This window comes from Nocardia huaxiensis, assembly GCF_013744875.1.
Classification (GTDB): Bacteria; Actinomycetota; Actinomycetes; order Mycobacteriales; family Mycobacteriaceae; genus Nocardia; species Nocardia huaxiensis.
On sequence record NZ_CP059399.1, the window covers coordinates 321,531 to 334,836 of the forward strand.

8 protein-coding genes are annotated in these 13,306 nt (G+C 67.1%); 5 read left to right on the top strand and 3 right to left on the bottom strand.

Annotation, left to right across the window (positions count from 1 at the left end; translation table 11 throughout):
* Positions 1-69 precede the first annotated feature (69 nt).
* Positions 70-372, top strand: a complete 303-nt coding sequence (locus H0264_RS01455; protein ID WP_181582289.1) for a hypothetical protein — start codon at positions 70-72, stop codon at positions 370-372.
* Here H0264_RS01455 and H0264_RS01460 read toward each other — a convergent pair.
* A complete protein-coding gene (locus H0264_RS01460) occupies positions 363-929 on the bottom strand; it encodes a TetR/AcrR family transcriptional regulator (protein WP_181582290.1) in 567 nt (188 codons plus the stop codon). The two genes, H0264_RS01455 and H0264_RS01460, sit on opposite strands and share 10 nt — an antisense overlap.
* Positions 930-1,006: 77 nt before the next feature.
* Here H0264_RS01460 and H0264_RS01465 point away from each other — a divergent pair, with 77 nt between their 5' ends.
* Complete coding sequence (locus H0264_RS01465) at positions 1,007-2,593, top strand: MFS transporter (RefSeq protein ID WP_181582291.1); 1,587 nt, start codon at positions 1,007-1,009, stop codon at positions 2,591-2,593.
* Between the two features lie 62 nt (positions 2,594-2,655).
* Here the strand turns inward: H0264_RS01465 and H0264_RS01470 are convergent, their stop codons facing one another.
* Complete coding sequence (locus tag H0264_RS01470; RefSeq protein WP_181582292.1) at positions 2,656-2,952, bottom strand: hypothetical protein; 297 nt, start codon at positions 2,950-2,952, stop codon at positions 2,656-2,658.
* Positions 2,953-3,057: 105 nt separating this feature from the next.
* Positions 3,058-4,968 carry a DUF4407 domain-containing protein gene (locus H0264_RS01475; protein WP_181582293.1) on the bottom strand — a complete coding sequence of 637 codons (1,911 nt, stop codon included), beginning with the start codon at positions 4,966-4,968 and terminating at the stop codon, positions 3,058-3,060.
* Between the two features lie 860 nt (positions 4,969-5,828).
* Between H0264_RS01475 and gltB the strand changes: the two genes are divergently transcribed.
* The 3 genes from gltB (at position 5,829) to H0264_RS01490 (ending at position 13,303) form a co-directional block, all read left to right on the top strand.
* Positions 5,829-10,478 (top strand): glutamate synthase large subunit, encoded by a 4,650-nt coding sequence (gene gltB, locus H0264_RS01480; RefSeq protein ID WP_181582294.1) that lies wholly within the window; start codon positions 5,829-5,831, stop codon positions 10,476-10,478.
* 44 nt (positions 10,479-10,522) lie between these two features.
* A complete protein-coding gene (locus tag H0264_RS01485) occupies positions 10,523-11,992 on the top strand; it encodes a glutamate synthase subunit beta (protein WP_181582295.1) in 1,470 nt (489 codons plus the stop codon).
* Between the two features lie 456 nt (positions 11,993-12,448).
* Positions 12,449-13,303 (top strand): cutinase family protein, encoded by an 855-nt coding sequence (locus tag H0264_RS01490; protein ID WP_231083799.1) that lies wholly within the window; start codon positions 12,449-12,451, stop codon positions 13,301-13,303.
* Positions 13,304-13,306: the final 3 nt, after the last annotated feature.

A 13,306-nucleotide genomic window follows, 5' to 3' on the forward strand; every position in this document is an offset into this window, starting at 1 on the left:
CGAGTGTAGCCCCGACCAGGCCCAACCGCCGCGTACATGCCGCGAGTGATCTTGATGCAGGATGAAGCCGTGACCACTCCGCCCGTTCCGCAGCTGCCGATGATCGATGTCTACGACCTGTTGAACGGCGCGGTCGACATGCGGATGTACACGCGCCGGATTCTGGTGCTGAAGGTGCGATCGCTCGTCGGCGGTTACATCGGGAATCAGGCCAATATCGAGCGGCAACTGTTTCCGCCGATCATCGCTGTGGCAGATGCCGTCGAATGGCTCGAGAGTCAGGGGCAGGGGTGGCGGCTCGTCTCGATCACCGAGCGGCCCATCGAGGGGATTTCGTACTGGTTCGCGTTCCTGCGACGCGATCAGCCCTGATCATTCCCGAGCAGCCGGGCGACGACCTGGCGGTAGAGGGTGGGGTCGATGGGGGGTGCGCCGAGTAGGGCGCGCAGGTACACGCCGTCGCCGACGAGGCGGACGATCTCGGATTGGACCGGGTCGGGGATTTCGTTGTCGAGGGCGGTTTTCCAGGTTTCGAGCACTTCGTCGAGGGCGCGGGCGACTTCGTCGGCGTCGGTGTCCTGGGGGCCGTCGACGCTGCGCATGGCGGCGAGCATGGAGCGGTAGAGCGCGAGTTCCATCGCGTCGGCGGCATTGTCGGGGTGGGGGGTTTGGAGGTACCACTCGGCGACGGATTTGCCTTGGTCCACGGCGGTTTCCAGTTGCTGGTCGGCGCGGTTGCCGAGGCGGCGGACGAGTCCTGCGAGGAGGGCGTCCTTGCTCTTGAAGTGGTAGAGCAGGCCGCCTTTGGAGACGCCGGCGGTGGCGGCGACGTTTTCCAGGGTCACCTGGGACAGCCCTTTGTCGAGGAGGAGGGTTTCGAGGGCGTCGAGGATCCGGTCGCGGGTGCCGGCGGGGTCGCGGGTGGTCACACGGCTCACTGTACCGTCCGGACGGTTAGGCTGGTACTGTACCGTCTGGACGGTTCAACCCCCGGAAGAGAAAGACCATGACCAGCCACTCGATTACGACAACAGCCATCGGACCCAAGGCGCGCCCGCGCGACTGGGCCGGCCTGGGCGTCCTCGCACTGGCCCTGCTGCTGGTATCGGTGGACGCGACCGTGCTCGACCTGGCGGTCCCCTCGATCAGTGCTCATCTCGCGCCCACCACGCCGCAGCTGCTGTGGATCATCGACGTCTATTCGTTCGTGCTCGCCGGTCTGCTGGTGACCATGGGCACTCTCGGCGACCGCATCGGCCGTCGTCGGCTGCTGATCGTCGGCGCGGCCGGTTTCGGCATCGCCTCGGCCATCGCGGCCTGGTCGGTGAGCCCCGAAATGCTCATTGCCGCACGGGTTCTGCAGGGTGTCGCCGGTGCGACGCTCATGCCCGCCACCCTCGGCCTGATCCGCTCCATGTTCCAGAACGCGCGGGAGCGCACCCTCGCCATCTCGGTGTGGGGCGCCATGGCGGGTTCGGGTGCGGCGGTCGGCCCGCTGCTGGGCGGCTGGCTGCTGGAGCACTTCTGGTGGGGCTCCGTGTTTTTGGTGAACCTGCCGGTCATGGCCCTGCTGATCGTGCTCGCGCCGTTCGTGGTTCCGGAGTCGCGTGACCCGAACCCGGGTCGCTTCGACCTGTTCTCGGCCGCGCTGTCCATGCTGGCGCTGATCCCGATCGTCTACGCGGTCAAGGAATTCGCCGCGCACGGCCCGAGCATGACCCTGGTGATCGCCGCCGCGATCGGTGTCCTCGCCGGTGTCGTCTTCGTGCGCCGTCAGCGCACCCTGGCCGCGCCGCTGATCGACCTGGACCTGTTCCGCCTGCCCCCGTTCCGGGCCGCGGTGCTGGCCAACCTGCTGTCGGTGTTCGCTCTGGCCGGTGTGCTGTTCTTCGGTTCGCAGTATCTGCAGCTGGTGCTCGGCAAGGCCCCGCTGGCGGCCGGTCTGCTGCTGATCCCCGGCACCATCGGCTCGATGGCGGGCGCCCTGCTCGCGGCCTGGCTGGTGCGGCAGTGGCGTCCGGTGTCGGTCCTGTCCGGTGCCCTGGTGACCGCCGCGCTCGGCGCGCTGATGTTCTGGATGCTGGGTTCCGCCCCGTCGGCCCCGGTGCTCCCGTTCATCGTGGGCTTCCTGCTGATCGGCCTGGGTGTCGGTGTGGCCCTGACGGTTTCGTCCGACATGATCGTCAGCACCGCCCCCGCCGAACGCGCGGGCAATGCGGCGGCCATTTCGGAGACGGCCCTGGAAACCGGTGTGGCCCTGGGCGTCGCGACCCTCGGCAGCGCCGTGATGGCCACCTACCGCCACGGCCTGGACCCAGCGACCATCCCGTCGGCTCACCTGGACGCGGCCCGCGAGTCCCTGGGCGGCGCGGTCGAAACCGCCCGCGCCCTACCGGAACCCGCGGCCACCACCCTGCTGGACGCGGCGCACACGGCGTTCGTCTCGGGCGTCCACCTGGCGGCGACCGGTACGACGGCGATCCTGCTGATCACGGCGTTCGTGGTCTACCGCGCGGCCACTCGCCGCAAGCCGAACGGTGAAGCGCCCGTGACGGAACCGCATACTGCGACGCCCACGGCGGCCGATTCCTGATCGGAGCCCGCCCGAAACGCCTGTGGCCCGGTGGTTTCCGTGTTCTACGTGAAACAACCGGGCTACTTGCCTTCGTTCAGAGGCGGCAGGACGGGCGGGGCGAAGAGTTCTTCGAGCGGTGTGGCGCCGGTGTAGTTCTTGCACCCGCATCGCGCCCACACGGTGAGCCCCCACCCGGTCTTGCGGGGTGATTCGGCGTGGCACTCACCGGCTTTCCGGTCGTGCAGGGAGAGGTCGTGGCCGCAGCCGCAGACGGTGCTGGGTGGCTGTACCCGTGGGGTGCGACGGCTGTATCGGCCTGCTGCCCAGCCGATCACCACCAATCCGGCGCCCACCACGAGGCTGATCGGATCGAACATACCAACGACTATACGTACTCGTATACGTATAGCTCCAGGGATTCCTGGAACGGCTGCGGCCCGGGTGCTCCTCGCGGAAGCAGCCGGGCCACAGCGGTTGTCGTTCTACTCCGATGTCTTGCCCGGCGGCAGTTCGCGCGGCGCACGGTTTTCCAGCTGCGGGTTCTGCCGCCCGGTCAGTTCGTCCTGGGCGGGAGCGGACGGCAGACCGTACCCGTGGTCGACCACCGGACCCGGCGGCAGCGGCGGGTAGGGCTGCTGGCCCTGGGGGAGCGGCGGGTAGTACTGCGGCGCGTACCCCGGCTGTGCGTAGGGCTGATCCACCACGTGGGAGGCGACGCGCTGCGAGTACACGTGCTGCGGAACACCCTGCGGCAGCTGATAACCCAGCTGCGGCTGCCCGGCGTACACCTGCTGTTGCGGCTGGGCCTGCTGCTGGGCGGAATCCTCGGAGTCGACGGTCACCTTGCGGGTGCGGCGCAGCGTGAAGGTGATCTCCTCGGCCTCCTCGAAGGCCTGACGCACCGTGCGCAGCGGATGGGTCGCCGTATCAATGACATTCGCCACGAACGACGGCACCAGCGGCCGGATCCAGCGGGCGGCGGTGTCGGTGAACGGCACCGTGCCGATAATCGGGAGTTCCAGTCCGCCGCCCTTCTTGTCGGGTGCGGGCTGGGGGGCCGCCGCGGGCACGCCGGCCGGGGCCGGTACGAGGGCTCCGCCGGCGCTCACCGGGGTGGCGACCCCGGGCATGAGCTGGGCGGGCAGGTGCGGCGACTGTGTCACGATCCCCTCCTGAGACACGGAGCTGTCCTTTCCTCCGGCCGAGGCCCCGGCCGGTAGTTCATGCTGTGCGGCGCTGTCGAATTCGGCGACGGCGCGCTGTGCGGGCTCGGTGACGCCGATTTCGAAGTTGCCGATCGAGGCGATGATCCGCCGGCGCTGGCGTTCCCGGTCGATGGCGGTGTCGGCGTGCGCGGCCAGCCGGGCGGCGGTGAGCTCCTGGTCGGCGCGCAACGCCTCGGTTTCGACCCGCACCTCGGCCTGCTTGATGGCGATGGCCGTGGCGGCGGCGTGTTCGATGCGTCCGGCGGCGGTGCGGGTGGCGACCTCGCGGTCGAAGGAGGTTTCGCCGCGCCATCGGCGCAGCAGCAGCGGCAGCAGTGCGAGCACGATCATGAGCAGCGCGGTCGCGAAGCGCAGCACGAACGCGCCGGCATGGTCGGTGGTGTAACCGTTCATGGCGACCCAGCGCGCTCCGAGCCCGCGATCACCTTCGGTGTAGGCGGCGGCGCGAATATCGGTGAGGGCCTTGTCCTTGTCGGTGACGGCCTGGTCGAGTCCGCCGATCTTGGCCTGTTCGGCGCTCAATCGGGTGCGGGCGTCCTCGAGCATCTGGTTGGCGGTGCGTTCTTCGGGTCCGCGTCCGGGCACGCCGGTCATGCGCAGTGGCGAGCATTCTGGCGCCGCGCTGAATTCGCAGCGCGCGACGATCAGGGCCTGGTCGACGTCGTTCTGCGCCTTGGTGATCGCCTGATCCAGTGCGGTCCGATTGTTCTTCGCCTGGTCGAGCTCGGCCTGCGCGGTGACCACGCTGGGCGCGGATTCGATTCCGCGCTGGGCGGTTTCGTCGAGCTTGCGGTCGATGGTGCCGCCGAACAGTACGGTGCAGGCCAATTCGGCGGTGAGGACGCCCGCGGCGACCGCCACGGCGATGCGGCCCGCGAATTCGGCTCGCGCCCGCTGTGATTCGTCGCGTGCGGGTGTGGCGGCCGTCGCGAGTGCGCGAGAAACCGCTCCTACCAACAGTGTTGCGATCACTGCGGTGGCCACGACCGCGAGCAGCGGCCAGTCCGCGGCCCCGGTGGCGAGTGCGGTGACTCCGCCGGAGATGGCCGCGAACAGCGCCACAACGGCTCCGGTGACCGAATAACCGCCGCGTTCGTGCTGATCTACGAGGTGTGGATGGGCGCCGCCGAGCCACGGCAGCAGATCTGCGATTCCACGGGTGGGCATGGTGCTGGTTCCCCCTGCCGAAACCGTCGCTTATTCGTTGTCTCAGCGTGACAGGCGTCCGGCTGTTCCACCGCCTGCGAGCGCTGGTATGTGGCCAGCCTCACAGCGGCGTGTTTCGGGCGTGTGAAGTGCTGTTGATCACGTTGCGACCGGCCGGGATATCACCGAATCGAGTGACTTAACGCATACTCACAATTAGCTGCGTGTGTGCTCGAGTCTGCCACCAGGAAAGATTCCGTACGGTCGGCAGGTTGCTTCCGCGCACTGCCAGTACGCCCGTCCTGTGAGCTTCGCGGGTCCGGAAAGTTAGCCGTCTTTCGCCCGGTTTGCCGGAACCCCTTGCGGGGAAATCTGTTTCATTGCAGGTGAGAGGGCATGTCAGTGTTCGATCGAGGCGGCGTCGAATCGTGACCGTTCGACACGGCCGCAGTGGTGAACTCAACTGAAAAGGCCCCGCACCCCTGCTTTACACTGGAGAACGCGCAGGTAGTGGAGGACCGATGAAGAAGCCCAGCTAGACGCTGAAATTAGTGCAACCTAAGTTGGTTGGGCTCAGGTCCTGACTTATCGTTTGCTCTTAACACCGAACTCGACAAGTTCGGCATATCTCCCCATACGGTCAGAGGCCCACAGGCGCTCAGCCTAGCGGGCGAGAACGGCGCGGTAGGTAGCCAGAACGTAAGGACTGAGTTACCGCCGAGCACCCGACTACGTAACCAGAGCGGGTGGACAACTGGAGAGCGACTGCACGGGAGGACCATCAGCGCAGCTGGTCTCCGAAACGTCCGGGCGCAGTCTAGACGGAGGCGTTCGAGAAGGCCGCAATTCTTCGAAGGCCTGTTTTTTGTGAAGGCAGAGGCATGACGCAACTTCCTGGCCACAGGTCCCCTGGACCCCGCGGGCTGTACGACCCGGCGAATGAACACGACGCCTGTGGTGTCGCATTCGTCGTGGATATGCACGGCCGCCGCAGCCGCGACATCGTCGACAAGGCTATTACGGCGCTGCTCAACCTGGAGCACCGTGGCGCAGCCGGCGCCGAACCCAACTCGGGTGACGGCGCGGGCATTCTGATCCAGCTCCCGGACAAGTTCTTCCGGGCAGTCGTGGACTTCGAACTGCCGGCCGAAGGCTCCTACGCCACCGGTATCGCCTTCCTCCCGCAGGCCCGCCGCGAGGCGGCCCGTGCCGGGTACGGCGTCGAGAAGATCGTGCGCGAGGAGGGCCTCGAGGTCCTCGGCTGGCGTGAGGTCCCGATCGACAGCTCGTCGCTGGGAGCGCTGTCCCGCGACGCCATGCCGACCTTCCGGCAGATCTTCATCGCCTCGCCCAAGGATGGGGCCGAACAGCTTTCGGGCATGGACCTGGAGCGCCGGGCCTACGTCATCCGCAAGCGCATCGAGCACGAGCTCGGCAAGTCGGGCGCCGGTGAGGGTGCGGTCGGCAAGGAGTCGGTGTACTTCCCGAGCCTGTCCGGCGAAACCTTCGTCTACAAGGGCATGTTCACCACGCCGCAGCTGCGCGCGTTCTACCTGGACCTCCAGGACGACCGCGTCGAATCCGCGCTCGGCATCGTGCACTCGCGCTTCTCCACCAACACCTTCCCGTCGTGGCCGCTGGCGCACCCGTTCCGGCGCGTCGCCCACAACGGCGAGATCAACACCGTCTCCGGTAACGAGAACTGGATGCGGGCGCGTGAGGCGCTGCTGAACTCGAACGTGTTCGGCACCGACTCCGAGGGCAACAACCGCCTGGAGAAGATCTTCCCCGTCTGTACCCCCGGGGCCTCGGACACCGCTCGTTTCGACGAGGTGCTCGAGCTCCTGCACCTGGGTGGCCGCAGCCTGCCGCACGCGGTGCTCATGATGATTCCCGAGGCGTGGGAACGCAACGAGTCCATGACTCCGGAGCAGCGCGCCTTCTACCGCTACCACTCGTTCCTGATGGAGCCGTGGGACGGCCCGGCGTCGGTGTGCTTCACCGACGGCACCGTGGTCGGCGCGGTGCTGGACCGCAACGGTCTGCGCCCCGGCCGCATCTGGGTCACCGAGGACGGCCTGTGCGTGCTGGCCTCCGAGGTCGGCGTGCTCGACATCGATCCGGCCAAGGTCGTCTACAAGAAGCGCCTGCAGCCGGGCCACATGTTCCTGGTGGACACCTCGCAGGGCCGCATCATCAGCGACGAAGAGGTGAAACAGTCTCTCGCTGAACAGTTCCCGTACCAGCAGTGGCTGGACAACGGCCCGACCAAGCTGAGCGATCTGCCGGACCGCCCGCACGTGCACATGTCGCACGACCGCGTGCTCATCCGTCAGCAGATCTTCGGGTACACCACCGAGGAGCTGAACCTGCTGGTCTCGCCGATGGCGCAGACCGGTGGCGAGGCGCTCGGCTCGATGGGCACCGACACCCCGATCGCGGTGCTGTCCTCGCGTCCGCGGCTGCTGTTCGACTACTTCTCGCAGCTGTTCGCGCAGGTCACCAACCCGCCGCTGGACGCCATCCGCGAAGAGGTCGTCACCTCGCTGCGCAGCATGGTGGGCCCGGAGGCCGATCTGCTGAACCCGGGACCGGAGTCCTGCGGTCAGATCACCCTGACCCAGCCCATCCTGGACAATGACGAGCTGTCCAAGCTGGTCCACATCAACGACGACGGGTCGCGTCCCGACCTGCGTTCGGTCGTGGTCCACGGTCTGTACCCGGTCAAGAAGGGCGGCAAGGGACTTCGCAAGGCCATCGAGGCCGTGCAGAAGCAGGTGTCGGCGGCCATCGACGGTGGCGCGCGGATCATCATCCTGTCCGACCGCGAGTCCAACGAGAAGCTGGCGCCGATCCCGTCGCTGCTGCTCACCGCCGCCGTGCACCACCACCTGGTCCGGGAACGCACCCGCACCAAGGTCGGTCTGGTCGTGGAGGCCGGTGACGCCCGCGAGGTGCACCACATGGCGCTGCTCGTCGGTTTCGGCGCGGCCGCCATCAACCCGTACATGGCCTTCGAGTCCATCGAGGACATGCTGGAGCGCGGCGCGCTGAAGATGCCGGGCAGCACCGGCGATCTCGCGGCGGACTACAAGAAGGCCGTCTACAACTACAACAAGGCCGCCGGCAAGGGTGTGCTGAAGGTGATGTCCAAGATGGGCATCTCCACCATCGCCTCCTACCGTGGCGCGCAGCTGTTCCAGGTCATCGGCCTGGCGCAGGATCTGGTGGACGAGTACTTCACCGGTCTGCGCTCGCCGCTGGACGGCATCGGCCTGGACGACATCGCGGGCGAGGTCGCGCAGCGGCACAAGGTCGCGTTCCTGGAGAACCGCAACGAGCGCGCGCACCGCGAGCTCGAGGTCGGCGGCGAGTACCAGTGGCGTCGTGAGGGCGAGTACCACCTGTTCAACCCGGACACGGTGTTCAAGCTGCAGCACGCCACCCGCTCGGGCCAGTACTCGATCTTCAAGGAGTACACCAAGCTGGTCGACGATCAGTCCGAGCAGCTGGCTTCGCTGCGTGGCCTGTTCAAGTTCAAGTCCAAGGGCCGCAACCCGATTCCGATCGAGGAAGTGGAGCCCGCGAGCGAGATCGTGAAGCGGTTCTCGACCGGTGCGATGAGCTACGGCTCCATCTCGGCCGAGGCGCACGAGACCCTTGCCATCGCCATGAACCGCCTCGGCGGTCGCTCGAACTCGGGTGAGGGCGGCGAGAACATCGCCCGCTTCGAGGTCGAGGAGAACGGCGACTGGCGCCGGTCGGCGATCAAGCAGGTGGCGTCGGGTCGCTTCGGTGTGACCGCGCACTACCTGACCAACTGCACCGACATCCAGATCAAGATGGCGCAGGGCGCGAAGCCCGGTGAGGGCGGCCAGCTTCCGGCGCACAAGGTGTACCCGTGGGTCGCCGAGGTCCGGCACTCCACGCCCGGCGTGGGCCTGATCTCGCCGCCGCCGCACCACGACATCTACTCGATCGAGGATCTGGCGCAGCTGATCCACGACCTGAAGAACGCGAACCCGCAGGCGCGGATTCACGTGAAACTTGTCGCGGAGCCCGGCGTCGGCACCGTCGCCGCGGGTGTGTCGAAGGCGCACGCGGACGTCGTGCTCATCTCGGGCCACGACGGTGGCACCGGTGCGTCGCCGCTGACCTCGCTCAAGCACGCGGGTGGTCCGTGGGAGCTCGGCCTGGCCGAGACCCAGCAGACCCTGCTGCTGAACGGTCTGCGCGACCGCATCGTGGTGCAGGTGGACGGTCAGATGAAGACCGGCCGCGACGTCATGATCGCCGCGCTGCTGGGTGCCGAGGAGTACGGTTTCGCGACCGCTCCGCTGGTGGTTTCGGGCTGCATCATGATGCGCGTCTGCCACCTGGACACCTGCCCCGTCGGTGTCGCCACGCAGAATCCCGTTCTGCGCGAACGCTTCACGGGCAAGCCGGAGTTCGTCGAGAACTTCATGCTGTTCATCGCCGAAGAGGTGCGTGAGCTGCTGGCGTCGCTGGGTCTGCGCACGCTCGACGAGGCCATCGGCCGCGTCGATCTGCTGGACACCACCGCGGCCAAGGAGCATTGGAAGGCTGCCAAGCTGGATCTGTCGCCCATCCTCGACGATGTCGAGACGGCGTTCATGTTCCAGGACCGCCGCCAGACCAAGACCCAGGACCACGGTCTGGACAAGGCCCTCGACAACGAGCTCATCGCGCAGGCCGCGGACGCGCTCGAGCGGGGCAAGCCGGTCAAGATCGAAACCAAGGTCACCAACGTGAACCGCACGGTCGGCACCATGCTCGGCCACGAGGTCACCAAGCTGTACGGCGGCGTCGGCCTGCCCGACGACACCATCGACATCACGTTCACCGGTTCCGCCGGCAACTCGTTCGGTGCGTTCGTCCCGGCCGGTATCACGCTGCGTGTGATCGGCGACGCCAACGACTATGTGGGCAAGGGTCTTTCGGGTGGCCGCATCACGGTGCGCCCGTCCGGAGACGCCCCCGAGGGCTTCGTGGCGGAGCAGAACATCATCGCGGGCAACGTGATCCTGTTCGGCGCGACCAGCGGCCAGGTCTTCCTGCGCGGTGTGGTCGGCGAGCGCTTCGCCGTCCGCAACTCGGGTGCGACCGCGGTCGTCGAAGGCGTGGGCGACCACGGCTGCGAGTACATGACCGGTGGCCGCGTGGTCATCCTCGGCGAGACCGGCCGCAACTTCGGCGCGGGCATGTCGGGCGGTATCGCCTACATCTACAACCCGAACGGCACCTTCGAGTCCAACCTCAACCCCGAGCTGGTGGACCTGGAGAAGCTGTCCGACGAGGACACCGCGTGGCTGCAGAGCACCATCGCGCAGCACCGTGACGAGACGGGTTCGGCTGTGGCGGAACGTCTGCTGGGCGACTGGGCCAACGAGTCGGCCAAGTTCGTCAAGGTCATGCCGCGCGACTACAAGAAGGTCCTGCTGGCCATCACCGAGGCGGAGAAGAACGGCCGCGATGTGGCCGAGGCGATCATGGAGGCCGCTCGTGCCTAATCATGCTGCCGCTAAGACTGTTTGTTTTGGTCAGGAGATCGTAAATGGGTGACGCACAAGGCTTCCTGAAGCACACTTCCCGGGAACTGCCGAAGCGCCGTCCCGTTCCGCTGCGCCTGATGGACTGGAAAGAGGTGTACGAGGAGAACTTCTCCAAGGACACCCTCAAGACCCAGGCCAGCCGCTGCATGGACTGCGGAATCCCGTTCTGCCACAACGGCTGCCCGCTCGGGAACCTGATTCCCGAGTGGAACGACCTGGTGTACAAGGGCGCGTGGAAGGAAGGCTTCGACCGCCTGCACGCGACCAACAACTTCCCGGAGTTCACCGGCCGCCTGTGCCCGGCTCCGTGCGAGGCGTCCTGCGTCCTGGGCATCAACCAGGATCCGGTGACGATCAAGCAGGTCGAGGTCGAGATCATCGAGAACGGTTTCGACGAGGGCTGGGTGACCCCGGTCTACCCGACCCGCCTGACCGGCAAGCGCATCGCCGTCGTGGGCTCCGGCCCCGCCGGTCTGGCTGCCGCGCAGCAGCTGACCCGGGCCGGCCACACCGTGACCGTGTTCGAGCGTGACGACCGCATCGGCGGCCTGCTGCGCTACGGCATCCCGGAATTCAAGATGGAGAAGCGCTTCATCGACCGTCGGCTGGCGCAGATGGAGGCCGAGGGCACCATCTTCAAGACCGGCGTGAACGTGGGCGTGGACATCACCGCCGAGCAGCTGCGCGAGCAGTTCGACGCGATCGTCCTGGCCGGTGGCGCGACCATCGCGCGTGACCTGCCGGTGCCGGGCCGTGACCTGGACGGCATCCACCAGGCCATGGAGTTCCTGCCGCTGGCCAACCGCGTGCAGCTGGGCGACCAGATCACCGACGAGAACGGCCTGCCGCGCATCAACGCGCGCGGCAAGAAGGTCGTCATCATCGGTGGCGGTGACACCGGCGCGGACTGCCTGGGCACCTCGCACCGTCAGGGTGCGGAGTCGGTCCATCAGTTCGAGATCATGCCGCGGCCGCCGGAGGAGCGCGCGGGTTCCACCCCGTGGCCGACCTACCCGCTCATGTACCGCGTCTCCTCGGCGCACGAAGAGGGCGGCGAGCGCGTCTTCTCCGTGAACACCGAGCGTTTCGTGGGCGAGAACGGCAAGGTCACCGGCCTGCAGGCGCACGAGGTCAAGATGGTGAACGGCCGCTTCGAGAAGGTCGAGGGCACCGACTTCACCCTCGAGGCCGACCTGGTGCTGCTGGCCATGGGCTTCGTCGGACCGCAGAAGAACGGTCTGCTCGAGGGCCTGGGCGTGGGTTACGACCAGCGCGGAAACGTCAAGCGCGACAACGATTGGCAGACCACGGTCCCCGGCGTCTTCGTCGCCGGGGACATGGGCCGCGGCCAGTCGCTGATCGTGTGGGCCATCGCCGAGGGCCGCGCCGCGGCGTCGGCCGTGGACAAGTTCCTCGAGGGCGAGACCGCGCTCCCGTCCCCGATCACCCCCACGATGGTCGCCCAGCGATAGATCGCTGACAGCCGAACGAAGCGCCCACGGACTGCGGTCCGTGGGCGTTTTGTCTGTCCAAAGTTGCCAGCGGATTAACCGTCTGAGACAAATTCTTCCGAGCCGCTGACTTATGGCTATCGAGCAGCTATGTTGTGTGGGTCACCGCGTGATAACGGGGCGCACGAACTATAAAGATCGGAAATCGGACGTACTCCCGAACTCGCTTGGCGGCTTCGGAAAGGCCCCTTTATCCTTATCGGCGGTGTGTCGCCGATCTCGACGAAGTGATCCGATTCGCGCATCTCATAGTGGCTGGTTACGTCGGTTAACCATGCGTGCACCGAGTTGTCATACGGCGACAGCACCATGAGTCGGGTAATAACGGAGCAATCACAGCTCCGGGTAAGCGTGAACTGGAGCAGTATGCGGTTGAAGAGTGTTGTCGCGGCTGCGGGGGCAGCAGCGAGCGTGCTTATGTCGGGAATCGTCCTGGGTGGGGGAGCCGTTACGACGGCCCACGCGGATCCGAGTTGCCCGGCTCTCTACACGGTGGCCATCCCCGGAACCTGGGAGACCGGCCACGAGAAGGATCCCAAGCCGGGCATGCTCGCCGCGGTTACCGATGGGCTACCCGGCCGGGTGGACTACGTGACCTACGCGGCGACCGCCTTCCCCTGGGAGGGTGACGTCTACGGGGCCTCCAAGAAGGAAGCCGTGGACCACGCCCGGCAGTTCGTGAGCGCCATGGGCGCCGCCTGCCCCGGCACCAAGATCGCGATCACCGGCTACAGCCAGGGCGCGGACGCGGCCGGCGAACTCGCCGCCGAGATCGGCACCGGCCTGGGAGTCGTTCCGCCGGACCGGATCTCGGCCGTCGCGCTGATCTCCGACCCGCGCCGCTCGCCGAGCGACGTCCAGGTCGGCCCGATCGCGCCCGGCGCGGGTGCGGGCGGTGCACGCACCGGCGGCTTCGGTTTCGTCAGCGACCGGGTGCGCACCATCTGCGCCATCGGCGACCTGTACTGCTCCACCGAGGATTCCGACTTCGTCACCCGTTTCGCGGGCTTCCTGGCACAGGCGTCGGACCCGAACCCGGTCAACCTGTGGCGCTACCAGCTCGAGGTCGGCACCATCATCAATGATCTGATGGCGCAGGGCGGCATCCCGACACTGCAGGCGCAGCTGTCGGAGGGGGCCAACGAGCAGCGGGCCCGCCAGTTCGAGCAGTTCTTCCGCACCGGTACGCACACCAGCTACGGCAGCTACGGCGTCGGCGGCGGTCAGACCGCGCTGACCTGGATGCACAACTACATCGCGAACTCGATCTAGGGG